Below are 24,937 nucleotides of genomic sequence, written 5' to 3'. Positions count from 1 at the left end.
GATGCGAATCGACCCGACCCCAAACCAAAACACCGCGGCGCCCAACGACGACTTCTTCCTGCCCGAGCTGTGCCTGCCCGAGGCACTGCTGGTGCTGGTGTTGCTCGCCGAGCTGCTGGTGCTGGCACTGGTGCTGGCCGAACCGATGCAGCCGGGCTTCAACTGGGTGCGCCTGGCCCTGACTTCGCTGTTCGTGCAGTGGAACGTGCTGCTTTCGGCCGCCCTGCTGTGTCGCCTGCGCCCGTTGCTGTCGCGCCTGCGTGCGGGTCATGCCGGCTTGCTGTGCTGCCTGATCGTGCTGCTGCTGGCGCTCGGCTGCACCGCCGTCGCCGACTACTACGATCTCGGCGGTCCACTGCCGGGCAGTGGCGAACTCAACCTGTACCTGCGCCACGGCCTGATCAGCCTGATCATGTCGGCGCTGCTGCTACGCTACTTCTATCTGCAGAGCCAATGGCGCCGCCAGCAACAGGCCGAACTGCGGGCGCGCATCGAGTCGCTGCAGGCGCGGATTCGCCCGCACTTCCTGTTCAACAGCCTGAACAGCATCGCCAGTCTGGTGGTGGTCGATCCGCACAAGGCCGAGCAGGCGGTACTGGATCTGTCCGATCTGTTTCGCGCCAGCCTGGCCAAACCGGGCAGCCTGGTGCCCTGGAGCGAGGAGCTGGCGCTGAGCCAGCGCTACCTGTCGATCGAGCAGTATCGGCTGGGCGAGCGGCTACAGTTGGAGTGGCAGGTCGAGGGCGTGCCCGCGGACCTGCCGATTCCGCAGCTGACGCTGCAGCCGTTGCTGGAGAATGCCTTGATCTATGGCATTCAGCCGCGCATCGAGGGCGGTCTGGTGCGGGTCGAGGCCGAATATACGGAGGGGGTGTTTCTGCTCTGCGTCAGCAACCCCTATGACGAAGGCGGCAGTCGTCAACCGTCGCGTGGTACGCAGCAGGCGCTGGTGAATATTGACGCGCGCCTCGCGGCACTTTTCGGGCCGCGCGCGAGTCTGAGCGTGGATCGCCGTGACGGGCGCCACTTCACCTGTCTACGCTATCCTTGTGCGAGACTCACGCAGGAAGCCAGAGCACTATGAATGTCCTGATTGCCGATGACGAACCATTAGCCCGCGAGCGCCTCAGCCGCATGGTCGGCGAACTCGAGGGTTACCGCGTCCTGGAGCCTGGCGCCAGCAATGGCGAAGAGGCGTTGACGCTGATCGACAGCCTGAAGCCGGATGTCGTTCTGTTGGACATCCGCATGCCCGGCCTGGATGGCCTGCAAGTCGCGGCCAAGTTGTGTGAGCGCGAAGCGCCGCCGGCGGTGATTTTCTGCACCGCCCATGATGAGTTCGCCCTCGAAGCCTTCCAGGTCAGCGCGGTCGGCTATCTGGTCAAACCGGTGCGCGCGGAAAATCTGGCCGAGGCGTTGAAAAAAGCCGAACGGCCGAACCGCGTGCAGCTGGCGGCGCTGACCCGGCCGGCGGCGGAAACCGGTCAAGGCCCGCGCAGCCATATCAGCGCGCGTACACGCAAAGGCATCGAGTTGGTGCCGCTGGATCAGGTGCTCTATTTCATCGCCGACCACAAGTACGTGACCCTGCGCCACGAGGGCGGCGAGGTGCTGCTGGACGAGCCGCTGAAGGCGCTGGAGGACGAGTTCGGCGACCGCTTCGTGCGCATCCACCGCAACGCGCTGGTCGCCCGCGAGCGTATCGAGCGCTTGCAGCGCACACCGCTCGGGCATTTCCAGCTGTACCTCAAGGGCTTCAATGGCGATGCGCTGATCGTCAGTCGCCGGCATGTCGCCGGCGTGCGCAAGCTGATGCAGAATCTCTAGGGTCTGTTGACGTTTCGTCACGGCCGCGACGGAGCCTGTTTTTGCGCGGGGCTAGGCGCGAGACGTGAAGTTTGGTCGTTCCAAATGAGCGTCGAGCAACGACGCGCCGCGCAAAAACAGGCCCGTCCCTGCGGGTTGCGCGGCAACGCGGTTCGCGACGAAACGTCAACAGACCCTAGGCCAACGTCCGCGCGGCGCCGGCCGGGCCGCTGCGCCTGAGGTCGGCTGGCCTGTTATCATTTCCGTAAGTCCCGCTCCCGGAAGTGATCATGTCCCGCGTAATCCGCATCGCCACCCGCAAAAGTGCCCTGGCCCTCTGGCAGGCCGAATACGTCAAAGCCCGTCTCGAGCAGGCCCATCCCGGCCTGCGGGTCAGCCTGGTGCCTATGGTCAGCCGCGGCGACAAGCTGCTCGATGCGCCGTTGGCGAAAATCGGCGGCAAGGGCCTGTTCGTCAAGGAGCTGGAAACCGCGCTGCTGGAGAATGAGGCGGACATCGCCGTGCACTCGATGAAGGACGTGCCGATGGATTTTCCCGCCGGGCTCGGCCTGTACTGCATCTGCGAGCGCGAAGACCCGCGCGATGCCTTCGTCTCCAACACCTACGCCAGCCTCGACGAGCTACCCGCCGGTAGCGTGGTCGGCACTTCCAGCCTGCGCCGCCAGGCCCAACTGCTGGCCCGCCGGCCGGACCTGCGGATCCAGTTCCTGCGCGGCAACGTCAACACCCGCCTGGCCAAGCTGGATGCCGGCGACTACGACGCCATCATCCTCGCCGCCGCCGGGCTGATCCGCCTCGGCTTCGAGGCGCGCATCCGCTCCGCGCTCAGCGTCGCCGACAGCCTGCCGGCCGGTGGCCAGGGCGCGGTGGGCATCGAGTGCCGCAGCGCCGACAGTGAGATCCACGCCCTCCTGGCGCCGCTGCATCACCGCGATACCGCGCTGCGGGTGAGCGCCGAGCGCGCCCTGAACAAGCGTCTGAATGGCGGCTGCCAAGTGCCAATCGCCTGCTATGCCGAGCTGGACGGCGAGCAGCTGTGGCTGCGCGGCCTGGTCGGTCAGCCGGATGGCGGCCTGCTGCTGCGCGCCGAGGCGCATGCCCCGGCGAGCGAGGCCGAAGCACTCGGTGTGCGCGTCGCCGAGGATCTGCTGGCGCAGGGCGCCGCCGCCATTCTCGAGGGGGTCTACGGCGAGGTCGACCACCCGTGACGGCCTGGCGCCTGCTGCTGACGCGCCCGGCCGACGAGTGCGCGGCGCTGGCCGCCAGCCTGGCCGAGCAGGGTGTGTTCAGCAGCAGCCTGCCGCTGCTCGACATCCAGCCGCTGGCGGAAAGCGCCGAGCAGCGCGCCACCATTCTCGAGCTGGATCGCTACTGCGCGGTGATCGCCGTCAGCAAGCCGGCCGCGCGCCTCGGCCTGGAGCTGCTCGACCGCTACTGGCCGCAGCCGCCGGCGCACCAGGCCTGGTTCAGCGTCGGCGCCGCCACCGCGCAGATCCTCGAAGACTATGGCTTGGAGGTCAGCTATCCCGCCGCTGCCGATGACAGCGAGGCGCTGTTGGCGCTGCCGCGTCTGCAGGCGGCCCTGGCGGTGCCCGCACCGCGGGTGTTGATCCTGCGCGGCGAGGGTGGCCGAGAGTTCCTCGCCGACTGCTTGCGCGGCCAAGGCGTGACGGTCGACTATCTGCCACTGTATCGCCGCGTGCTGCCGGAATACCCCGCGCAGGCCGTGGCGCAGCGGGTCGACGCGGAACGCCTGAACGGTCTGGTGGTCAGCAGTGGGCAGGGCTTCGAGCACCTGCGCGAACTGGCCGCCGCGGCATGGCCCGAGCTGGCGCGGCTACCCTTGTTCGTACCCAGCCCGCGGGTCGCCGAACTGGCGCGCGCGGCCGGGGCCCAGATTGTTGTGGATTGCCGTGGCGCCAGCGCCGCGGCCTTGCTGGCGGCATTGCGGGAACAGCCCGCACCAGCCCTCTGATGCAAAGGACGGATACGTGAGCGAAGAAGCATCCTTTCCCCAAGACGACAAGCAACGGCTTCCGGGAACGCCCGCAGCGCCCGCGCGCCGTGGCAATGGTCTGGCGCTCCTCGCCTTGCTGCTCGGCGCCGCTGGTGCGGCTGCCGCCGGCTTCGGCCTCTGGCAGATGCACAACCTCGAGGCGCGCGCACAGCAGCAGCTCGGCCAACTGGAAGACGCGCGCAGCCAGGTGCAGGCGCTCAGCCAGCGCGAGCAGGGGTTGGCCGCGCAACTGACGCAGCTGCCGACGGCCGATGAGTTGGAAGCGCGCCGGCGCCTGCTCGCCCAGTTGCAAGGCGACCAGCAGCAGCTGAGCAAACGTCTGGAAACCGTGCTCGGCGCCAGCCGCCAGGATTGGCGCCTGGCCGAAGCCGAGCACCTGTTGCGCCTGGCCAGCCTGCGCCTGTCGGCCCTGCAGGACGTCAACAGCGCCACGGTGCTGGTGCGGGGCGCCGATGACATCCTCCGCGATCAGGACGACCCGGCCAGCTTCGCCGCCCGCGAGCAACTGGCCAAGAGCCTGCTGGCCCTGCGCAGCCTGGCCGAACTGGACCGCACCGGCCTGTTCCTCCAGCTCGGTGCCCTGCGCGCCCAGGCGGCGCAGCTCAATGCCCTGGCGCCGGCCTTCGCCAGCCAGGGCGACGGCGACTTCAGCCTGACCGCCGAGGGTGACGGCAGCAGCCGTTGGGCGCAATGGTGGGACGCCTTGTCGCGCTACATCCGCATCGACTTCGATGCCGACCAGAACATCCGCCCGCTGCTTGCCGGGCAGAGCCTGACCCAGGTGCGCCTGGCCTTGACCTTGGCCCTCGAGCAGGCGCAGTGGGCGGCCTTGAACGGTCAGAGCGCGGTGTATCGGCAAGCGCTGGAACAGGCGCGCAGCGTACTGGATACCAGCTTCAACGCCGACAACCCGGACAGCCAGGCCCTGCGTGCGCGCCTCGACGAGTTGATCGACCGGCCGGTGGCGGTCGCGATGCCCGACCTGGGGCCGGCGCTGACCGCCGTGCAGGCGTATCTGCTGCGCCGCCAGGCGCCGCGCCAGGCGACTGAACCGGCGGCGCCGGCGGCCACGGTGGAGGAAGCCCAGCCATGACCCGGACTCGCGTGCGCGTGGTGTTGATCCTCCTGGTCCTGCTGGCCGCCGCCGCGCTAATCGGGGTGGCTGTCCGCGAACATGCCGGTTACGTGCTGTTCGCCTACAAGGGCTTTCGCTACGAGTCGAGCCTGTGGGCCTTCCTCGCCCTGCTGGCGGTGGCCTGGCTGCTGCTGTATGCCTTGCGTCTGCTGTTCCGCCTGCTGTTCGTTTCCGGTGGGGTGGTCAATCCGTGGTCGCGGCGCAATCGCCAGCGGCGGCTGCAGCTGGCCGCCGAGCAGGGCTTTCTGGATCTGGCCGAGGGCCGCTGGGCCCGTGCCTTGCGCCATCTCAAGCGCGCCGCCGAAGGCGAGCGCCAGCCGCTGATCTATTACCTCGGTGCGGCCCGCGCGGCGCAGCAGCTCGGCGAGGACGCTGAAGCCGATGCCTTGTTGGAACGCGCGCTGGAGCGCCAACCGCAGGCCGAGCTGGCCATTGCCCTGGCGCATGCCGAGCTGCAGCAGGCGCGCGGCCAGTTGGACGCGGCGCTGGAAACCCTGCAGGTGATGCGCGAGCGCCATCCGCAGCATCATCAGGTGCTGCGCCAGCTGCAGCAGGTGCAGCAACAGCGCGGCGACTGGTCGGCGCTGATCGCCTTGCTTCCGGAATTGCGCAAGCACAAGGCGTTGCCGGAAAACGAGCTGGCCACCCTCGAGCGGCAGGCCTGGAGTGCGCGTCTGGCCGTCGCCGGCGAGGCCGGCCTGAACGGTGGTGAAGCGGCGCTGCAGCCGCTCACTCAGGCCTGGCAGCAGCTGCCAAGCGGCCAGCGTCAGGATCCCGTGCTGGTCGCCGCCTATGCCGAGCAGCTGCGCCAGCTGGGCGCGCAGGAGGAGGCCGAGGAGGTCCTGCGCAAGGCGCTCAAGCAGCACTATGACGTCCAGCTCGTGAGTCTCTACGGGCTGGTGCGCGGCAGCGATCCGGCGCGCCAGTTGCAGACCGCCGAAGGCTGGCTGAAAGAGCATCCAGATGACGCCAGCCTGCTGCTCGCCCTCGGCCGCCTGTGCCTGCAGAACCAGCTGTGGGGCAAGGCGCGGGAGTACTTCGAGAGCAGCCTGAGCTTCGCCCGCCACCCGCAGACCTGCGCCGAGCTGGGACGTCTGCTGGTCCAGCTGGGGGAGACCGAGCGCAGCAATCAACTGTTCCAGGAGGGCCTGGCGCTGCTCGATCAGCACCTGCCGAGTCTGCCATTACCCGCGCCGGCGCGCGTCTGAGGCGCCGTCGGCCTGCGCCGATAGGCCGCGCCAGACCGGCGCGGCCTCGGCTTGTAAGGCGTCGGTGGTTTCCACTACCGTAACCACCTTTCCCACCTCCTTTGGAGACGACATGTCGCTGGCCAGCCCTCGCTCGCTGTTCTTCCTCGCCTTTCTCGGTTGCCTGGCTCTGATGGGCGGCGCGCTGTATCTCGAGCATGTGGTCGGTCTGCAGCCTTGCCCGCTGTGCATTGTCCAGCGCATCTGCGTCATCCTGTTCGGTGTGTTCTGCCTGATCGCTGCCGTGCATGCGCCGGGGCGCCCGGGCCAGCGCGTCTATGCGCTGCTGGCCGGGCTCAGCGCCGTCGCCGGGGCGGCCACCGCCGGGCGTCAGGTGTGGCTGCAGAGCGTGCCGGCCGATCAGTTGCCAGCGTGCCTGCCGAGCCTCGACTACATGATGGAGGCGCTGCCGTTTCAGGACATCGTACGGCTGGTCCTGCATGGCACCGCCGACTGCGCCGAGGTGACCTGGACGCTGTTCGGCCTGAGCATTCCGGAGTGGAGCCTGCTGGCGTTCGCCGGCATGATTCTGTTCGCGTTCTTCCAATTGCTGCGCCGCGCCTGAGGCGCCCGATGCGCCGCCCCGCGCGCCGGCTGGCATATGCCGACGGCCGCCATGGGCTTTTCGCAAGGCGCGCCGCTAGCGGGATACGGGTCAAACGTACGTATGAATTTTTCCGTTTCTGTGCCTTGAAGGTGCGGTCCTGCGGGCATACTCTGGCCTTCACGCTCCGCCGGACAAGTATCCTTTCGACGGTGCCTTATCGTGACCAAGCACCGATTGACAAAAAGCGTCTCGGAGCGGACGTAAAACAGCACTATCGATAAGGGAAGTGAGGTCATCATGCTCGAGAGCTGTCAGAACGCCCAGGAACGTTGGGGTGGGGTCAACCTGCTAATCGACCGTTGGTTGCAGGAGCGCCACGACTTGGTGAGCGCCTTCCAGACCTTGCAGAGTAATGCGCAACCAGCGGCTGCCAATGCCGAAGCCATACAGCGCTTCTGCGAGATTCTGGTGGACTATGTGTCGGCCGGACATTTCGAGGTCTACGAACAATTGAACGGCGAGGCCAAGGCCTTTGGCGATCAGCGTGGATTGGAACTAGCCAAGCAAATTTACCCGCGCATCGAAGCGATCACCGAAGCGGCGCTGGCGTTCAATGATCGCTGTGACAATGGCGACTGTCGGGACACCACCGGCATCAGCACCGAACTGAAACGTCTCGGCCAGTTGCTGCACGAGCGCTTCGAGCTGGAAGACTGCCTGATCGAAGTGCTGCACAACGCCCATCGGCAAAGTGCCTCCACCGCCGTCTGAAGACGGCGGTGCTCAGTTGCTGACGCCGAGCAATTCCAGTTCGAACACCAGCGGTGCGTAGGGCGGAATCAGATCGCCCACACCTTCGGCGCCATAGGCCTCGGTGGAGGGAATCACCAGGCGCCATTTCGCCCCGCTGGGCATTTCCTGTAATGCCGTGCGCCAGCCGCTGATCACGCTGTCGAGGCGGAACCACTGCGGCGTGCTGCTTTCATCGAACACGCTGCCATCGGCCAGACGTCCCACATAACGCACCTGCACGTTGCTGTGCGGTCCGGGTTTGCTGCCCTGGCCGCCTTGTAGCTCGCTGCGCAACACGCCGCCCGCCAGCTCGCGCACACCGGCTTTGGCTTTCTCGTTGGCGAGGAAGCGGCGCTCGGCGGCATGGGCCGCATCCATACTCGGCGGTGCCGCAGCGAGGCGCGCCGCATGCTCGGCGAGCAGTTGTTCGATACGCTGATCCTCCAGCCTCAGCGGCTCGCCGCGGTAGGCCTGGCGCAAACCCTCGAGCAGCGACTCAAGCGGTAAGTCCGGGACTTCCTGCTGCAGCCGTTCGCCCAGTCGCGCGCCCAGGCTGTAGGCCAGATCCTGCTGTTGTTCGCTGGCGTGCAGCAAGGGTGCGAACAGGCAAAAGCAGAGGAAAAAATGGCGCGACATGACAGGCTTCTCTGGGCGGAGGAGGGGGCGATTATGCCAGTCGCCCGCCAACCGCCAACACAGGAGTTGGCGGTCAGCGAATCCGCCGTCTAGTATGGGCCGCACCAATGTCCGCCAGGAGGCGAGCCATGCCGGCCAATAAGAAACCCGTCGCAACCCCCTTACATCTGCTGCAACAACTCTCGAGCAGCCTGCTCGAGCATTTGGAAAATGCTTGCTCGCAAGCCCTGGTCGATGCTGAAAAGCTGCTGACCAAGCTGGAGAAACAGCGCGGTAAGGCCCAGGAAAAACTGCACAACGCGCGTAGCAAAGTGCAGGATGCGGCCAAGGCCGGCAAGGCCAAGGCGCAGGCCAAGGCCAAGGAGGCGGCGGCCGAGCTCGAAGAGCTGCTCGACGAGCTCAAGAGCCGCCAGGCCGAGACGCGCGGCTATATCGTCCAGCTCAAGCGCGATGCCCAGGAAAGCCTGAAGCTCGCCCAGGGTGTCGGCAAGGTCAAGGAAGCGGTTGGTAAGGCGCTGAGCAGCCGTGCGGCCAGCGCGAAGCCTGCAGCAGCGGCCAAGCCGGCGGCGAAGAAACCGGCAGCCAAGCCGGTAGCGGCGAAAGCACCTGCCAAAGCGGCCAGCAAACCTGTGGCCAAGCCCGCAGCGAAACCGGTCGTCAAGGCAGCAGCGAAACCCGTTGCCAAGCCCGCCGTAAAAGCAGCCGCAAAACCCGCGGCCAAGCCAGTTGCCAAGCCGGCGGCGAAGAAACCCGTCGTCGCCAAAGTCGCTGCAGCGAAACCTGCAGCAGCCAAGCCCGCCGCCAAGCCGGTGGCGAAAGCAGCCAGCAAACCTGTCGCAAAACCTGCGGCCCAGCCAGCCAGCAAACCGGCGACGGCCAGTCGTGCCAAGCCTGCGGCGAAGCCAGCGACCGCGGCGAAACCTGCAGCCAAAGCCGTCGCCAAGCCGGCAGCGGCTAAGCCTGCAGCGAAACCCGTTGCGAAAAAACCGCTGGCCAAACCTGCAGTCAGCAAGCCGACCAGCAGCGTGGCGACGCAGGCCAAACCCGCCGCACCGGTGACGCCCGCGGCGCCAGCCGCTGCCCCGGTCGCTCCGGTAGCCGGCACCACCGGTGCAACGCCGGGCAGCGCGTCCTGAGCTAGCCCGTCCCCACCGCGGCGCGCAGCACCTGCAGCGCGCCGTGGTGCAGTTCTCCCGCCCGCCCGGCCAGGCATTCCAACCAGGCGGATGCCTCGGTGTCTGCGCCGGTCGGCCAGTCCTGCGCGCTACTCTCCAACTTCAGCAATAACTGCCGCTCGGCGGCCAGCTCGAGGGCCTTCAGTTGCTCGCGCAAGCCGTGCAGACCGGCATCCGCCGCGGCCAGCGGCCGCCAGGCCTGGCGTACTTGGCGCAACGGGGTGACCACTTGGCGTTGCCAGGGCTCGGCCAGGCTGCGCAAGTGCTGCAGGCGTTCGTCGCTACAGGCCACGCCGCGCTGGGTCAGCCAGGCGCCGGCGAGCAGCAGGCAGACATCCGCCCCCGCCGTCTGCAATTGCAGGCAGGCCGCTTCGACGCCGGCGCGGGCGTAGAAATGAATGGCAAAACTCCACAGGTCAGAAGGCATGGTACGGTCCGGGCGATGGGCCAGCGAAGCTGATAGACTCCGCCGCCATTATGATCCGACTGCAAAATCTCACACTACAGCGTGGTCCGCAGCGTCTGCTTGAAGACGCCGAGCTGACCCTGCACGCCGGCCAGAAAGCCGGCCTCATCGGTGCCAATGGCGCCGGCAAATCCAGCCTGTTCGCCCTGCTGCGCGGTGAGCTGGGCCCGGACGCCGGCGACTGCCAGCTGCCCGCCGATTGGCGCATCGCCCACATGCGCCAGGAAGTCGATGACCTCGAGCGTCTGGCGGTCGATTATGTCCTCGACGGCGACCAGCGTCTGCGCCAGGTGCAGCGCGAGTTGGCCGTCGCCGAAGCGGCCCACGACGGCAGCGCCATCGCCCATCTGCACCACGAGCTGGATGCCGCCGACGGTTACACCGCCGATGCCCGCGCGCGCAAGCTGTTGGCCGGTCTGGGCTTTGCCAACGAGCAGACCGAGCGCCGAGTCGGCGACTTCTCCGGCGGCTGGCGGATGCGTCTGAATTTGGCGCAGGCGCTGATGTGCCCGTCGGATCTGCTGTTGCTCGACGAGCCGACCAACCACCTGGATCTCGACGCCATCCTCTGGCTCGAGGAGTGGCTGAAGAGCTATCCCGGCACCTTGTTGCTGATTTCCCACGACCGCGATTTCCTCGATGCCGTGGTCGACCACGTCGCCCATCTCGAGCAGCGCCAGCTGACCCTTTACCGCGGCGGCTATTCGGCCTTCGAGCGCGCCCGCGCCGAACGCCTGGCGCAGCAACAACAGGCCTACGAGAAGCAGCAGGCGCAGCGCGCGCACATGGAGAAATTCATCGCCCGCTTCAAGGCGCAGGCGACCAAGGCACGCCAGGCGCAGAGTCGCATCAAGGCGCTGGAGCGTCTGGAAGAACTGGCCCCGGCCCACGTCGATTCGCCGTTCGATTTCGCCTTCCGCGAGGCCGAGAAGATCTCCAGCCCGCTGCTGGATCTGGCCGAGGCGCGTCTCGGCTACGGCGACAAGACCGTGCTGGACAAGGTCAAGCTGAGCCTCGTGCCCGGCGCGCGGATCGGCCTGCTCGGCCCCAACGGCGCCGGCAAGTCGACCCTGATCAAGACCCTCGCGGACGAGCTGCAGCCGCTGGGCGGGCGCCTGCTGCGCGGCGAGAACCTGGTGATCGGCTACTTCGCCCAGCATCAGCTCGATGCCCTGGATGACCAGGCCAGCCCGCTGCTGCACCTGCAACGCATCGCCGCCGGCGAGCGCGAGCAGACCCTGCGCGACTTCCTCGGCGGCTTCGATTTCCGCGGCGCGCGTTGCGACGAGCCGGTGCTGAACTTCTCCGGCGGCGAGAAGGCGCGCCTGGCCCTGGCGTTGATCGCCTGGGGCAAGCCGAACCTGCTGCTGCTCGACGAACCGACCAACCACCTCGACCTGGAAATGCGCCTGGCCCTGACCATGGCCCTACAGGACTTCTCCGGCGCGGTGCTGGTGGTGTCCCACGACCGTCATCTGCTGAAGAGCACCACCGACGAATTCCTGCTGGTCGCCGACGGCCGCGTGCAGCCGTTCGAGGGCGATCTCGAGGACTATGCGCGCTGGCTGGTGGACTACCGCGCCCGCCAGCAGCCGACGAACAATAGTGCGCCGGCGGCGGACAAGACCGACAAGCGCGCCCAACGCCAGGCCGCCGCGGCCCTGCGGCAGCAGCTGGCGCCGCACAAGCGCACGGCCGACAAGCTCGAGCAGGAGCTCGGCGGCGTGCACACCAAACTCGCCGCGCTGGAAGCCCGCCTCGGCGATGCCGGCCTCTATGAGGCGGCGCGCAAGGACGAGTTGCGCGAGGCGTTGGCCGAGCAGGCCCGCCTGAAAAGCCGCGAAGCCGAGCTGGAAGAGGCCTGGCTGGCGGCCTTGGAGATCCTCGAAGAGCTGCAGCGGCAATTGGAGGCGGCGGAATAATGGCCGAGCTGCAATTGCTTACCACCTGGAGCGAGCCGCTGCTGCGCACCGCCCAGGTGCTGCTGATCCTGCTGCTGGCCTGGCTGGTCCAGCGCCTGGTCACCCGCGGCATCAGCCGCCTCGGCGGGCATTACCCGCAGTTGCCGCAGGAGCTGCTGTTGCCGCTGCGCGGCGGCCTGCGCTGGCTGATCATGGGCAGCGCCTTCATGTTGGTGCTGGAGCGTCTCGGCGTTTCCGCCGAAGTACTGTGGACCGCCCTGACCGGTTTCGCCGCGGTGGCGGCGGTAGCCTTCTTCGCGATCTGGAGCGTGCTCTCCAACCTGTTCTGTGCGGTGCTGATCTTCGCCCTCGGGCCGTTCCGCCTCGGCGATGTGGTCGAACTGGTCGACAGCAGCGACAAGCTCGGGCCCAAGGGCCGGGTGGTCAGCATCAACCTGTTCTACACCACCTTGAGCGATGTCAGTGCCGACAACCTCGGCGCGCTGATCCAGGTGCCCAACAGCCTGTTCTTCCAGAAGGCCGTGCGCCGCTGGCGCGGTGCCGACTTCCCCGCTTCAACCCCTAACTCCCACTAGTAGCAACGAGAGCTGAACAACATGGAATGGCTTGCTGATCCGCAGATTTGGGTCGCTTTCTTAACCCTGACCGCCCTGGAAATCGTCCTCGGCATCGACAACATCATCTTCATCTCGATTCTGGTCGGCCGCCTGCCGGTGGCCCAGCAACCGAAGGCGCGCTTCTTCGGCCTGGCCCTGGCCATGGGCACGCGGATTCTCCTGCTGCTGTCGATCACCTGGGTGATGCGCCTGACCAATGACCTGTTCAGCGTCCTGGGTCACGGCGTCTCCGGGCGCGACCTGATCCTGTTCTTCGGCGGCCTGTTCCTGCTGTTCAAGAGCACCATGGAGATCTGGCACAGCCTGGAAGGCGCCGAGGAGGCGCAGCAGAGCGGCGGCAAGGCGGCCGGCTTCATGGGCATCATCATCCAGATCGCCATCATCGACATCGTCTTCTCCCTCGACTCGGTGATCACCGCCGTCGGCCTGGTGCAGAACGTGCCGGTGATGGTCGCCGCGATCGTCATCTCGGTCGTCGTGATGATGCTCGCCGCCGGCACCATCAGCGCCTTCATCGACAAGCACCCGTCGCTGAAGATGCTCGCCCTGTCGTTCCTCATCGTGGTCGGCACCGTGCTGATCGCCGAGGCCTTCGAGGTGCATGTGCCGAAGGGCTACGTCTACTTCGCCATGGCCTTCTCGCTGGCGGTGGAGGCGATCAACATCCGCCTGCGCGCGGCCCTGGCCAAGAGCCGTCACGAGGCCGAGGTCGAGCCGGTGAAGCTGCGCAAGGGCTCGCCGGACTGACCGGCGACGCTGGGCTGGGTTAGACACAAGGGGTAGGCTAGGCGGCCTGCCCCTTTTTGTTTTCGAGGTATCCGCCATGGCCCTGCACACCTGGCTCGCTTTCTTCGTCGCCTGTTGGGTGATCAGCCTGTCGCCGGGCGCCGGCGCCATCGCCTCGATGTCCTGCGGCCTGCAATACGGCTTCTGGCGCGGTTACTGGAACGCCCTCGGCCTGCAGCTGGGCCTGGCGCTGCAGATCGTCATCGTCGCCGCCGGGGTCGGCGCGCTGCTCGCCGCCTCGGCGATGGCCTTCAGCCTGATCAAGTGGTTCGGCGTCGCCTATCTGCTCTACCTGGCGGTGCAGCAGTGGCGGGCGCTGCCTAGCGATCTGCACGCCGACGGCCCGCGGCCGATCGGCCGGCCGCTGACCCTGGTGCTGCGCGGCTTCCTGGTCAACATCAGCAACCCCAAGGCGATCGTCTTCATGCTCGCCGTGCTGCCGCAGTTCCTCGATCCGCAGGCACCGCTGCTGCCGCAATACCTGTTGATGGGCGTGACCATGATCAGCGTCGACCTGATCGTCATGGCCGGCTACACCGGCCTGGCCGCGCGGGTCCTGCGCGCGCTGCGCTCGCCGCGTCAGCAACGCCTGCTCAACCGCACCTTCGCCGGCCTGTTCGTCGGCGCCGCCGCGCTGTTGGCGACGATCCGCCGAGCCGCGGCCTGAGAGCCTATTCACGATCTGCTGCGCGTCGGCCATACGGCGTTGAAGTCGGGCTCAGGCTGCTTCATTTACAACTCGTAAACTGCGCGCCTTCGCCCGATTTCGCCTTGTCTGGCTCTAGCTCGCGAGATCGTGAACAGGCTCTGAGCCAGCGGGTCGTAACTCGGCGGCAGGGCGCGGCAAATTGTTTCAGCGTGTTGCATGAAATCGTTAGGAAGGTAAGAATTAACCCTCTTTCATTCTCATTTGCGTTTTCTCATGCACTTTTCCTCGCGTTTCCTTTCCTGTCTGCTGCTGTCTTGGCTGGCGCTGGCTAGCCTGTCGCTGCGCGCCGAGCCGCTGGCCGGCGCGGCGCAAGCCCTGCATCTACTCGACTACCTGGGCGCCGACTATCCGGCCACGGTGGCCGCCGGCCAGGTGCAGCACGACGGCGAGTACCGCCAGCAGCTGGAGGCCCTCGCCACCCTGCAGGGCCTGATCGTCGCGCTGCCAGCGCACGCCGAACGGGCCGCCCTGGAGCAGGGCGTCGTCAGCCTGCAAGCGGCGGTCAAACAGCGTCAGGAGGGCGCCGGCGTGGCACGCCAGGCACGCCAGCTGGCGGCGCAGCTGGCGGCAGCCTATGAGGTCAGCCAGGCGCCATTGATCACCCCCGACCCCAGTCGTGGCGCACCCTTGTACGCCCAGCATTGTGCGGTCTGCCACGGTGACAGCGGGGCCGGCGACGGTCCGGCGGCAATCGGCATGCAGCCGGCGCCGGGCGATTTGCGCGATTCGGCGCGACTGGACCAACTGAGCCTGTACGACCTGTTCAACACCCTCGGCCTGGGCATCGACGGCAGCGATATGCCGGCCTTCGCCGACCAGCTCGACGAGCGCCAGCGCTGGGACCTGGCCGCCTATATCGCCAGCTTCAGCGCCGGCCCGGCCGCCGCCCAGGGCCCGCGCTTCGACCTCGCCGAACTGGCCCGGCAGACCCCGGCGGAGCTCGCCGCCAGCCAGGCCCCGGAGGCCGTCGCCGCGTTTCGCGCCCAACGCGCGCAGCCGCCGCAAGTGCAGCGCGGCCCGCAGCAGCTGCTGGACTACACCGCCAGCACCCTGGACAAGAGTCTCGCGGCCTATCGCACCGGTGACGGCGAGCAGGCCTACGACCTCTCGGTGGCCGCCTATCTGGAAGGCTTCGAGCTGGTCGAAAGCTCGCTCGATAACCTCGACGCCAGCCTGCGCCAGGACAGCGAGAAGGCCCTGATGGTCTACCGCCAAGCCGTGCAGGATGGCCTGCCGGTGGCGCAGGCGGCGCAACTGCTGGAAGTCGCCAAGGGCAAGCTGCGCGCCGCCGCCGGCCTGCTCGGCGGCAACGGTCTGAGCCAGTCGCTGAGCTTCGTTTCCAGCCTGTTGATCCTCCTGCGCGAAGGGTTGGAGGCGATCCTGGTGCTGGCGGCGATTCTCGCCTTCCTGCGCAACACCGGTCAGCAGACCGCGGCGCGCAGCGTGCACCTCGGCTGGGGCCTGGCGTTGTTCGCCGGCTTCGCCACTTGGGCGCTGGCGGCGTTCTTCATCGAGGTCGGTGGCGCCCAGCGCGAGCTGATGGAAGGCTGCACGGCGCTATTCGCCAGCGTCATGGTGTTGTGGTTGGGGGTGTGGATGCACGACCGCCGGCATGCGGCGGCCTGGCAGGACTACATCAAGAGCAGCCTGGTCGGTGGCGGCGGCCGCTTCGGCTTCGCCGCGCTGGCGTTCTTCGCGGTCTACCGCGAGCTGTTCGAGGTCATCCTGTTCTATGAAACCCTCTGGCTGCAGGCCGGCCCGGCCGGCCATGGCGCGGTGCTCGCCGGCGCCGGCGTGGCCCTGGTGCTGCTGATCGGCTTGGCCTGGGTGATCCTGCGCGGCTCGGCGCGCTTGCCGCTGGCGCTGTTCTTCAGCATCAACGCCGCGCTGCTCTGTGGGTTGTCGGTGGTGTTCGCCGGCCACGGGGTCAAGGCGTTGCAGGAGGCCGGAGTGTTCGGCACCCATCCGCTGGCGTTCTTCGACTTCGACTGGCTGGGCATCCACGCCGATGCCTACTCGTTGAGTGCGCAGGCGGTGGCACTGCTGGCGGTGATCCTGCTCTACGGACGCAGCAAGTTGGCCGAGCGCAAGCGCGCTGCCGCCGCGTAGGTTGGTGCTGAGCGCAGCGAAGCCCAACGGACGGAGCCGGACAGCTGCGATGCTGTGATAGGCGCCGCTCGCTGGGCTTCGTCGCTGCGCTCCTCAACCCAACCTACAATCGCCACATTCAGCCGGAAGATTGCCCCCATGCGTGTATGGATCGATGCCGACGCCTGCCCCAAGGCGGCCAAGGATCAGTTGGTCAAGTTTGCCCTCAGGCGCCGTTTCGAGGTGGTGCTGGTGGCCGGGCAGGCGCAGATCAAGCCGGCCTTCGCCTGCGTGCGGCTGATCGTGGTGCCGAGCGGTCCGGACGCGGCCGACGACTATCTGGTCGAGCACGCCGCGCCCGGCGAGCTGGTGATCTGCAGCGATGTGCCCTTGGCCGACCGCTTGATCAAGAAGGGCGTGGCGGCCCTCGACCCGCGCGGCCGCGAGTTCGACGAGGGCAACATGGGCGAGCGCCTGGCGGTGCGCAACCTGTTCACCGACCTGCGCGAGCAGGGCCAGGCCGGCGGCGGCCAGGCGCCCTACGGCGAACGCGAGAAGCAGGCCTTCGCCAATGCCCTCGACCGCATCCTCACCCGCCTGGCCAAGCAGTAAGCCCCTAGGAGTGGATGTCGCTTTTCACCTCCACCGCTTCGCGAGTGGAAAACGCTGCGCGGTTTTCCACCCTACACAGTCGCTCGCCTCAGCCACACAGATAGGTGCCGGTGCCCACCGCCACCAGGGTGCCGTCGTCGCTGTGCAGTTCCATGCGTACCACCGCGACCTTGTTGCCGGAGCGCAGCAGCTGCGCCGTGGCGGTGAAGTGCTGGCCGCGCCCGGGGCGCAGGTAATCGATGCGCAGGTCGATGGTGCCGAGTTTGGACAGTCGCGCCATGCGCTCGGCGACCGGCAGGTGCTGGTGGTTGGCGAACGCGCCGATCAGCGCCATGGCGCCGCCGCAGACATCCAGCAGCGAGGAAATCACCCCACCATGCAGGATGCCGTGGATGAAGTTGCCGATCAGCTCGGGTTTCATCGGCAGGTGCAGGGTCACCTGCTCCATCGTTAGTTCGCCGATCTGGATGCCCAGTACCTGGTTGAACGGGATGCGCTGGAAGAAACTGCTGACCGCCTGCTGCAGTTCGGCGGTGAGCTGGAAGGGTTGTTCGGTCATGGTGGTCGCGGCACTGGCGGAATGAGGCTTCACGCTGCCGCAGTGGCGCCGGTTTGACCAGAGACGCGGCGCGAGTGCCGCGTGGAATGGCGTGATCGGCCTGTGGCCAGGACGCTGCCCTGGCCACGCGGGCTCGCCTTAGGCGTGGCTGGCCAGTTCCAGTACGCGGTCGACCAGCTTGTTGATGCCGGCCGCGGCTTCGCCGATCGACTGCGCCAGCATATAGGCCGGAGTGGTCACCAGTTTGCGCTGGGCGTCCTCGACCACCTCGCTGACCACGCATTCCTCGTGGCTGGCGCCCATCTGCTCGAGGGCGGCGGCGGTGCCTTCGTCGTTGCCGATGGTGCAGATCACCCCTTCGCCATAGATGCGCGCGGCCAGCGCCGGGGCGATGCAGATCAGGCCGACCGGCTTACCGGCGGCGGCGAAGGCTTGGGCCAGGGCCAGCACGTCCGGCTGCACGCTGCAGTTGGCACCATTGATGGCGAAGTCGGAGAGGTTCTTCGCCGCGCCGAAGCCGCCGGGCACGATCAGCGCATCGAAATCCTCGGCCTTGGCTTCGCGCACATCCTTGATGTTGCCGCGGGCGATGCGCGCCGACTCCACCAGCACGTTGCGGGTTTCCGGCATTTCTTCGCCGGTCAGGTGGTTGATCACATGCAGCTGGGCGATGTTCGGCGCGAAGCACTGCACCTGGGCGCCACGCTGGTCGAGACGCAGCAGGGCGATCACGCTTTCGTGGAGTTCGGCGCCGTCGAAGACGCCGCAGCCGGAGAGGATTACCGCAACTTTTTTATGCATGGAGGACGCTTCCCGAGGGTGGAATACGCCGATTATTCCATGCCGCGGCCCGCAGGTGTTGGGCCAGTCGTGCAAATGCGTGGGCCGCGGCGCTGTCGCCAAATGCCGCCCGGGCTGGCGTTCGCCGCCCATGGGGTGGGGGAGGGGCAGGAGTAGCATCGGCGCTGATGATCCCGGACCACGGCCGGGGGCGACGCATTCGGTGAACCATGAACTACATCCTCTTCGCGGTACCCTTTTTCTTCCTGCTGATCGGCCTCGAGTTGCTCGCCGATCGCTGGCGCGGGATCAGCACCTATCGGCTCGCCGATGCCATCAACAGCCTCAGCGCCGGCGTGCTGTCGACCACCAGCGGCCTGTTGACCAAGGCCCTCGGTCTGCTCACCTACAGCTTCGCCTGGCAGCAGTGGGGGCAGTTCGAGCTGGCCGCCGACAACCTCTGGGTGTGGCTGCTGGCCTTCGTCTTCTACGACTTCTGCTACTACTGGAATCACCGCCTCGGTCATGAGCGCAACGTGCTCTGGGCCGCGCATTCGGTGCATCACCAGAGCGAGGAGTACAACCTCTCCACCGCCCTGCGGCAGACCAGCACCGGCTTCCTGTTCGGCTGGATCTTCTACCTGCCGATGGCGCTGGTCGGGGTGCCGCCGCTGGTGTTCCTCAGCGTCAGCGCGCTGAATCTGCTCTACCAGTTCTGGGTGCATACCCGCCATGTGCCGAAGCTTGGCTGGCTGGAGTGGCTGTTCATCACGCCGTCCAACCACCGCGTCCACCATGCGCAGAATCCGCTGTACATGGATCGCAACTACGGCGGCGTATTCATCGTCTGGGACCGCCTGTTCGGCAGCTTTCAGGAGGAACTGGACGAGGAGCCGGTGATCTTCGGCGTGACCACGCCGCTGGCCAGCTGGAACCCGCTGTGGGCCAACCTGCAGTTCTACACAATGCTGTGGCGCGACGCGGTGCGGGCCGAGGCGTGGTGGGACAAGCTGCGCATCTGGTTCATGCGCACCGGCTGGCGACCGGCCGATGTGGCGGCGAAGTATCCGCAGGCCAAGCCGGACCTGGCCAGCTTCGTCAAATTCGAGGTGCCGCTGAGCCGTGGGCAAAAGCGCTATGTCGCCCTGCAGTTCGCCCTCTACGTGGTCGGTGGCAGCTATTTGCTGGCGGTCGGGGCGCAGGCTCCGCTGGCCGCGCTGCTGCTCGGCTGGGGCTGGATGGCTGGCGGCCTCTACGTGCTCGGGACCTGGCTGGAGAACCGCCCCTGGGCACTGTGGCTGGAAGGGGCGCGGCTGGCGCTGAACCTGCCGTGCCTGTGGCTGGCACAGCAGCTCGGGCTCTTGTCGGCAGAGGGCCTGGCCTGGGGGCTGCTGGCCGCCTACAGCCTGGTCAGTGGGCTGGCCCTGTATCTGCCGCGTCTCGGCAAGTCAGTCGTCGCCGTTTGAACCGTTGCGCGGCATCTTCAGCCGGCGGCGCAGCCAGAGGAGGGCGCCGAGCGCCAGCAGGCCGCCGAGCACCCACAGCTCATAGCGTTTGACGTTGCCGAGGTAGCCTTCCAGCACGGTGCCGAAGTGGAAGGCGGCCAGGCCCAGCGCCACCGCCCAGATCAGCGCGCCGATGCCGTTGAGGATCAGGTAGCGCAGCGGCGGGTAGCCGGACAGGCCGATGGCCACCGGCATCACCGTGCGCAGGCCGTAGACGAAGCGGAAAACCAGCACCCACAAATCCGGATGGCGACGGATGTGCTTCAGCGCGCGCTCGCCGAGCGCATGCCAGCGCGGCCGGCGGTCGAGGATCTGGCGGCCCTTGTGGCGGCCGAGGTAGTACCACAACTGGTCGCCGGCGTAGCTGCCGAAGAACGCGGTGGCGATCACCGCGTTGATGTCCAGATAGCCGCGGAACGCGAGGAAGCCGGCCAGTACCAGAATGGTTTCGCCCTCGAAAAAAGTGCCGAGAAACAGGGCGAAGTAGCCGAAATCCTGAAGGAAGTTTTGAAGCATCGTCTGCGCGCGAAGCGGAATGAAGGCGCAGCCTAACCTGCCGGGGGCGTTCCGGCAAAGCGCGGCGATGGCGCTTGGCGTGAATGGACACGCGCCCCAGCGCCGGTGCGCCGCTCGGCTGCGGCCTCCGGTCGCACCGGCGGCGCGGGCTTCATACTTTGGTCATAATGGCCGCCTATAACTGTCACACTCGCCCGTTCGTGCGGGCTCTGGAGTTTGCCGTGAGCTTTACCCCCGCCAATCGCCTGTTCCCCGCCACCCGCCTGCGCCGCAACCGCCGCGACGACTTTTCCCGCCGCCTGGTGCGCGAGAACCGGCTGAGCGTCGACGACCTGATCCTGCCGGTGTTCGTCCTCGATGGCGACAACCGTCGCGAGGCGGTGCCGTCGATGCCGGGTGTCGAGCGCTTGTCCATCGACCTGCTGCTGCAGGAGGCCGAGGGTTGGGTGGCCCTGGGGATTCCGGCGCTGGCGCTGTTCCCGGTGACGCCGCTGGAGAAGAAGTCGCTGGACGGCGCCGAGGCTTGGAACCCGGACGGCATCGCCCAGCGCGCGATCCGCGCCCTGCGCGCACGCTTCCCCGAGCTGGGGGTGATCGCCGACGTGGCGCTCGACCCGTTCACCACCCATGGCCAGGACGGCATCCTCGATGAAGCCGGTTACGTGAAGAACGACATCACCGTCGACGCCCTGGTCAAGCAGGCGCTGTCGCATGCCGCCGCCGGCGCCCAGGTGGTGGCACCGTCGGACATGATGGACGGCCGCATTCAGGCGATCCGCGAGGCGCTGGAGCTGGCCGAGCACACCAACGTGCGCATCATGGCCTACTCGGCCAAGTACGCCAGCGCCTATTACGGGCCGTTCCGCGACGCGGTCGGATCAAAGGCCAACCTCGGCAAGGGCAACAAGGCCAGTTACCAGATGGACCCGGCCAACAGCGACGAGGCGCTGCACGAAGTCGCCGCCGACCTCGCCGAAGGCGCCGACATGGTCATGGTCAAACCGGGCATGCCCTACCTCGACATCCTCCAGCGGGTGAAAGTGGAATTCCGCGTGCCGACCTTTGTCTATCAAGTCAGCGGTGAGTACGCCATGCACATGGCGGCGATCCAGAACGGCTGGCTGTCCGAGGCGGTGATTCTCGAATCGCTGACCGCCTTCAAACGGGCCGGCGCCGATGGCATCCTCACCTATTTCGCCGCCCGCGCGGCAGAACTGTTACAACAGGGGCAGTAGAACGCCCCCGGAAGGATTCAATGAATAGCGCAGGACTCACCGATACTGAATTGCTCAAGGCCCAGCCCCTGGCCGATCCCCTGGTCGAGGCGCCGCCCGCCGAGCTTGAGCCCGAGCCGCTGCCCGCGGCCGCACTCGATAGCCCGCTCGCCGTCCCCGAGCCGCTCGCCGCGGCGCCGGTGCCGGGCCTGGACGACAGCAGCCTGTACATCCACCGCGAGCTGTCGCAGCTGAAATTCAATATCCGCGTGCTGGAACAGGCGCTGGACGAGTCCTATCCGCTGCTGGAGCGGCTGAAGTTCCTGCTGATCTTCTCCAGCAACCTCGACGAGTTCTTCGAGATCCGCGTCGCCGGGCTGAAGAAGCAGATCACCTTCGCCCGCGAACAGGCCGGCGCCGACGGCCTGCAGCCGCACCAGGCGCTGGCGCGGATCAGCGAGCTGGTGCACGCGCAGGTCGGCCGCCAGTACGCCATCCTCAATGACGTGCTGTTCCCGGCGCTGGCCAAGCACCAGATCAACTTCATCCGCCGGCGCTTCTGGACGACCAAGCTCAAGGCCTGGGTGCGCCGCTATTTCCGCGACGAGATCGCGCCGATCATCACCCCCATCGGCCTCGACCCGACCCACCCGTTTCCCTTGCTGGTGAACAAGAGCCTGAACTTCATCGTCGAGCTGGAAGGCATCGATGCCTTCGGCCGCGACTCCGGTCTGGCGATCATCCCGGCGCCGCGCTTGCTGCCGCGGATCATCCGCGTGCCCGAGGAAATCGGCGGCGGCGGCGACAACTTCGTGTTCCTCTCGTCGATGATCCACGCCCACGCCGACGACCTGTTCCCCGGCATGAAGGTCAAGGGCTGCTACCAGTTCCGCCTGACCCGCAACGCCGACCTGTCGGTGGACACCGAGGACGTCGAGGACCTGGCCCGCGCCCTGCGCGGCGAGCTGTTCTCGCGCCGCTACGGCGACGGCGTGCGCCTGGAGGTGGTCGACACCTGCCCGGCGCACCTGTCCGACTACCTGCTCAAGCAGTTCAACTTGAGCGACACCGAGCTGTACCGGGTCAACGGCCCGGTCAACCTGACCCGCCTGTTCAGCATCACCGGCCTCGACAGCCATCCGGAGCTGCAATACAAGCCGTTCACCCCGGTGATCCCCAAGCTGCTGCAGAACAGCGAGAACATCTTCAACGTGATCGGCAAGCAGGACGTGCTGCTGCTGCACCCGTTCGAGTCCTTCACCCCGGTGGTCGACCTGCTGCGCCAGGCCGCCAAGGACCCCAACGTCCTGGCGATCAAGCAGACCCTGTACCGCGCCGGGGCCAACTCGGAAATCGTCGATTCGCTGGTCGAGGCCGCGCGCAACGGCAAGGAAGTCACCGCGGTGATCGAGCTGCGCGCGCGCTTCGACGAGGAGTCCAACCTGCAGCTGGCCAGCCGCCTGCAGGCCGCCGGCGCGGTGGTGATCTACGGCGTGGTCGGTTTCAAGACCCACGCCAAGATGATCCTCATCCTGCGTCGCGAGAATGGCGAGCTGCGCCGCTATGCGCACCTCGGCACCGGCAACTACCACGCCGGCAACGCCCGCCTGTACACAGACTACAGCCTGCTGACCGCCGACGTGGCGCTCGGCGAGGACGTGTCCAAGCTGTTCAGTCAGCTGATCGGCATGGGCAAGACCTTGCGCATGAAGAAGCTGCTGCACGCGCCCTTCACCCTGAAGAAGGGCATGCTCGACCTGATCGCCCGCGAGACCCAGCACGCCAGCGAGGGCAAGCCGGCGCACATCATGGCCAAGTTCAATTCGCTGACCGATCCGAAGATCATCCGCGCGCTGTACAAGGCCAGCCAGGCCGGGGTGAGGATCGATCTGGTGGTGCGCGGCATGTGCTGCCTGCGCCCGGGCGTGCCGGGGGTGTCGCACAACATTCAGGTGCGCTCGATCATCGGCCGCTTCCTCGAACACACGCGGATCTATTACTTCCATAACGCCGGCGACGAACAGCTGTACCTGTCCAGCGCCGACTGGATGGAGCGCAACCTCGACAAGCGCGTCGAGACCTGCTTCCCGGTGGAGGGGCGCAAATTGATCCTGCGGGTGAAGAAGGAGCTGGAGAGCTACCTCAGCGACAACACCCAGAGCTGGCAGCTCCAGCCGGACGGTCGTTACCTGCGCAACAGCCCGAGCGGCAACCAGAACCCGCGCAGCGCCCAGCAGAGTCTGTTCGACAGGCTCACCGCGCCGCCGCCGCTCAGCGCACGCTGAGGTCGAAGCCGACCCGCTGCAGCCAGCCGGCTTCCTGCTCGAAGTCGGCCTGGGTCAGTGGGTTGGCCTGCAGCCAGCCCGCGGGAAACACCACGTCGAGGCTGCGTGGGCCGGCGTGCAGCTGCACCTGAGGCATTTCCTGGCTGCCGCGGATGTGGTGGAAGAGGATGGCGAAGCGCAGCAGCACGCACAGGCGGATCAGCTGCACGCCTTCGTCACCGAACTCGGCGAAGCGCTCCTGTGGGATGTTGCGCCGATGGCCGCGCACCAGCAGCGCCAGCATCAGCTGGTCCTGGCGCGAGAAGCCGGCCAGGTCGGAATGTTCGATCAGATAGGCGCCGTGCTTGTGGTAGTGATAGTGGGCGATGTCCTGGCCGATCTCATGGACGCGGGCCGCCCAGCTCAACAGCTCGCCGTGCCACTCATCATCCAACTGCCAGGCGTCGGCGACTTTCTCCAGTGCCTGCAAGGCCTTGGCCTCGACCCGCGCGGCCTGTTCCAGGTCGGCGTGGTAACGCTCCATCAGCGCGCTGAGGGTGCGCTCGCGGACGTCCTCGTGGTGGTGGCGGCCGAGCAGGTCATACAGCACGCCTTCGCGCAGGGCGCCTTCGGAGTGCTCCATGCGCTTGAGTTCGAGCGCATCGAAAATTGCTTCGATGATCGCCAGGCCGGCGGGGAAGATCGCCCGGCGATCCGGTTTGATGCCGTCGAGCTCGAGCTTGTCCACTTCGCCGAGCTTGAACAGCTTGCGCTTCAGCCAGGCGATGCCTTCCGGGCTGAGCTCGCCATTGCCCTGGCCGCCGCCCTTGCTGGCCAGGCCGACGGCGCGGATGGTGCCGGAGGCGCCGACCGCTTCCTGCCAGCCGAGGCGGCGCAGGCCCTGCTCGATGCCCATCAGCTCCAGGCGCGCGGCGGTATAGGCCTGGGCGTAGCGGGCCGGGGTGATCTTGCCGTCGCGAAAGTAGCGCTGGGTGTAGCTCACGCAGCCCATCTGCAGGCTCTCGCGCAGCAGCGGCTCGAAGCGCTGGCCGATGATGAACTCGGTGCTGCCGCCGCCGATATCGACGATCAGGCGCTTGCCGGGGGTGTCGGCGAGGGTGTGGGAAACGCCGAGGTGAATCAGGCGCGCTTCCTCGCGGCCGGAAATCACTTCCACCGGATGGCCGAGCACGTCCTCGGCGCGGCGAATGAACTCGCTGCGGTTGCGCGCCTCACGCAGCGCGTTGGTGCCGACCACGCGCACCGCGCCGGGCGGCAGACCGTTGGTCAGCTGGGCGAAGCGGCGCAGGCAATCGACGCCGCGTTGCATCGCCTCTTCGCTCAGCAGGCGCTGCTCGTCGATTCCGGCGGCCAGTTGGACCTTCTCGCCGAGCCGCTCAAGAATGCGGATCTCGCCATGATCGGCCTTGGCCAGGACGATATGGAAGCTGTTCGAGCCGAGATCGATGGCGGCGATCAGGGAGAAGTTCTTCACTGGGCTTTGCGGCATGGTCAGGGTCTCG

Annotated in this window: 24 protein-coding genes; 18 read left to right on the top strand and 6 right to left on the bottom strand. The window is 67.1% G+C overall.

All coding sequences use genetic code 11. The features are described from left to right. The first annotated feature begins 1 nt into the window (after window position 1). The 8 genes from D3880_RS21495 (at window position 2) to rsd (ending at window position 7,544) form a co-directional block, all read left to right on the top strand. Entirely contained in the window at window positions 2-1,084 is a 1,083-nt protein-coding gene (locus D3880_RS21495; protein ID WP_119895441.1) for a sensor histidine kinase, read from the top strand. Next, window positions 1,081-1,827 (top strand): LytR/AlgR family response regulator transcription factor, encoded by a 747-nt coding sequence (locus tag D3880_RS21490; RefSeq protein WP_119895440.1) that lies wholly within the window; start codon window positions 1,081-1,083, stop codon window positions 1,825-1,827. Before D3880_RS21495 ends, D3880_RS21490 begins: the two co-directional genes overlap by 4 nt. Before the next feature lie 266 nt (window positions 1,828-2,093). Further along, entirely contained in the window at window positions 2,094-3,035 is a 942-nt protein-coding gene (hemC, locus tag D3880_RS21480; protein ID WP_119895807.1) for a hydroxymethylbilane synthase, read from the top strand. Beyond that, window positions 3,032-3,802 carry a uroporphyrinogen-III synthase gene (locus D3880_RS21475; RefSeq protein ID WP_119895438.1) on the top strand — a complete coding sequence of 257 codons (771 nt, stop codon included), beginning with the start codon at window positions 3,032-3,034 and terminating at the stop codon, window positions 3,800-3,802. The genes hemC and D3880_RS21475 overlap by 4 nt, the downstream gene beginning before the upstream one ends. A 16-nt stretch (window positions 3,803-3,818) precedes the next feature. Further along, the gene (locus tag D3880_RS21470) at window positions 3,819-4,937 is read left to right on the top strand and encodes a uroporphyrinogen-III C-methyltransferase (protein ID WP_119895437.1); all 1,119 of its coding nucleotides are present in this window, start codon (window positions 3,819-3,821) and stop codon (window positions 4,935-4,937) included. After that, window positions 4,934-6,187: a heme biosynthesis protein HemY gene (locus tag D3880_RS21465; RefSeq protein ID WP_119895436.1), complete on the top strand. Its 1,254-nt coding sequence runs from the start codon at window positions 4,934-4,936 to the stop codon at window positions 6,185-6,187. The genes D3880_RS21470 and D3880_RS21465 overlap by 4 nt, the downstream gene beginning before the upstream one ends. Before the next feature lie 112 nt (window positions 6,188-6,299). Next, window positions 6,300-6,791 carry a disulfide bond formation protein B gene (locus D3880_RS21460; RefSeq protein WP_119895435.1) on the top strand — a complete coding sequence of 164 codons (492 nt, stop codon included), beginning with the start codon at window positions 6,300-6,302 and terminating at the stop codon, window positions 6,789-6,791. Between the two features lie 279 nt (window positions 6,792-7,070). Beyond that, window positions 7,071-7,544: a sigma D regulator gene (gene rsd / locus D3880_RS21455; RefSeq protein WP_119895434.1), complete on the top strand. Its 474-nt coding sequence runs from the start codon at window positions 7,071-7,073 to the stop codon at window positions 7,542-7,544. Window positions 7,545-7,556: 12 nt separating this feature from the next. On the opposite strand, the gene D3880_RS21450 is transcribed toward rsd, so the two are convergent. Further along, a complete protein-coding gene (locus D3880_RS21450) occupies window positions 7,557-8,201 on the bottom strand; it encodes an FKBP-type peptidyl-prolyl cis-trans isomerase (protein WP_119895433.1) in 645 nt (214 codons plus the stop codon). Window positions 8,202-8,329: 128 nt separating this feature from the next. On the opposite strand from D3880_RS21450, the gene D3880_RS21445 reads away from it, so the two are divergent. After that, on the top strand, window positions 8,330-9,337 hold the full coding sequence (locus D3880_RS21445) for an AlgP family protein (protein ID WP_119895432.1): 1,008 nt from the start codon (window positions 8,330-8,332) through the stop codon (window positions 9,335-9,337). 1 nt (window position 9,338) lies between these two features. Here the strand turns inward: D3880_RS21445 and D3880_RS21440 are convergent, their stop codons facing one another. Beyond that, a complete protein-coding gene (locus D3880_RS21440) occupies window positions 9,339-9,803 on the bottom strand; it encodes a TIGR02444 family protein (protein ID WP_119895431.1) in 465 nt (154 codons plus the stop codon). 50 nt (window positions 9,804-9,853) lie between these two features. Between D3880_RS21440 and D3880_RS21435 the strand changes: the two genes are divergently transcribed. From D3880_RS21435 to D3880_RS21410, 6 genes are all read left to right on the top strand, one after another. Beyond that, on the top strand, window positions 9,854-11,764 hold the full coding sequence (locus tag D3880_RS21435; RefSeq protein WP_119895430.1) for an ATP-binding cassette domain-containing protein: 1,911 nt from the start codon (window positions 9,854-9,856) through the stop codon (window positions 11,762-11,764). Then, on the top strand, window positions 11,764-12,339 hold the full coding sequence (locus tag D3880_RS21430) for a mechanosensitive ion channel family protein (protein WP_119895429.1): 576 nt from the start codon (window positions 11,764-11,766) through the stop codon (window positions 12,337-12,339). Before D3880_RS21435 ends, D3880_RS21430 begins: the two co-directional genes overlap by 1 nt. Before the next feature lie 21 nt (window positions 12,340-12,360). Continuing rightward, on the top strand, window positions 12,361-13,128 hold the full coding sequence (locus D3880_RS21425) for a TerC family protein (RefSeq protein WP_119895428.1): 768 nt from the start codon (window positions 12,361-12,363) through the stop codon (window positions 13,126-13,128). Window positions 13,129-13,204: 76 nt separating this feature from the next. Then, window positions 13,205-13,834 (top strand): homoserine/homoserine lactone efflux protein, encoded by a 630-nt coding sequence (gene rhtB / locus D3880_RS21420; protein WP_119895427.1) that lies wholly within the window; start codon window positions 13,205-13,207, stop codon window positions 13,832-13,834. Window positions 13,835-14,089: 255 nt separating this feature from the next. Continuing rightward, the gene (locus tag D3880_RS21415; protein WP_119895426.1) at window positions 14,090-15,985 is read left to right on the top strand and encodes an FTR1 family protein; all 1,896 of its coding nucleotides are present in this window, start codon (window positions 14,090-14,092) and stop codon (window positions 15,983-15,985) included. Between the two features lie 138 nt (window positions 15,986-16,123). After that, window positions 16,124-16,576 (top strand): YaiI/YqxD family protein, encoded by a 453-nt coding sequence (locus D3880_RS21410; RefSeq protein ID WP_119895425.1) that lies wholly within the window; start codon window positions 16,124-16,126, stop codon window positions 16,574-16,576. A gap of 88 nt (window positions 16,577-16,664) precedes the next feature. On the opposite strand, the gene D3880_RS21405 is transcribed toward D3880_RS21410, so the two are convergent. Continuing rightward, window positions 16,665-17,135: a thioesterase family protein gene (locus D3880_RS21405; RefSeq protein ID WP_119895424.1), complete on the bottom strand. Its 471-nt coding sequence runs from the start codon at window positions 17,133-17,135 to the stop codon at window positions 16,665-16,667. A gap of 138 nt (window positions 17,136-17,273) precedes the next feature. Continuing rightward, window positions 17,274-17,936 (bottom strand): isoprenoid biosynthesis glyoxalase ElbB, encoded by a 663-nt coding sequence (gene elbB, locus D3880_RS21400; RefSeq protein WP_119895423.1) that lies wholly within the window; start codon window positions 17,934-17,936, stop codon window positions 17,274-17,276. A 209-nt stretch (window positions 17,937-18,145) separates the two neighbouring features. Between elbB and D3880_RS21395 the strand changes: the two genes are divergently transcribed. Then, complete coding sequence (locus tag D3880_RS21395; protein ID WP_119895422.1) at window positions 18,146-19,381, top strand: sterol desaturase family protein; 1,236 nt, start codon at window positions 18,146-18,148, stop codon at window positions 19,379-19,381. Here the strand turns inward: D3880_RS21395 and D3880_RS21390 are convergent. Next, window positions 19,364-19,936: a DedA family protein gene (locus D3880_RS21390; RefSeq protein WP_119895421.1), complete on the bottom strand. Its 573-nt coding sequence runs from the start codon at window positions 19,934-19,936 to the stop codon at window positions 19,364-19,366. The genes D3880_RS21395 and D3880_RS21390 overlap by 18 nt on opposite strands. Window positions 19,937-20,157: 221 nt before the next feature. Here D3880_RS21390 and hemB point away from each other — a divergent pair, with 221 nt between their 5' ends. Together hemB and ppk1 are read left to right on the top strand one after the other, a co-directional pair. Continuing rightward, window positions 20,158-21,171, top strand: a complete 1,014-nt coding sequence (gene hemB / locus D3880_RS21385) for a porphobilinogen synthase (protein WP_119895420.1) — start codon at window positions 20,158-20,160, stop codon at window positions 21,169-21,171. 20 nt (window positions 21,172-21,191) lie between these two features. After that, window positions 21,192-23,435, top strand: a complete 2,244-nt coding sequence (gene ppk1, locus D3880_RS21380; RefSeq protein WP_119895419.1) for a polyphosphate kinase 1 — start codon at window positions 21,192-21,194, stop codon at window positions 23,433-23,435. Here ppk1 and ppx read toward each other — a convergent pair. Then, entirely contained in the window at window positions 23,422-24,924 is a 1,503-nt protein-coding gene (gene ppx, locus D3880_RS21375) for an exopolyphosphatase (RefSeq protein ID WP_119895806.1), read from the bottom strand. The genes ppk1 and ppx overlap by 14 nt on opposite strands. Window positions 24,925-24,937 lie beyond the last annotated feature (13 nt).

This window comes from Pseudomonas cavernae (assembly GCF_003595175.1).
Classification (GTDB): domain Bacteria; phylum Pseudomonadota; class Gammaproteobacteria; order Pseudomonadales; family Pseudomonadaceae; genus Aquipseudomonas; species Aquipseudomonas cavernae.
Note: the sequence above shows the minus strand (reverse complement) of the source record. Positions and strands in the feature narration are given on the sequence as shown.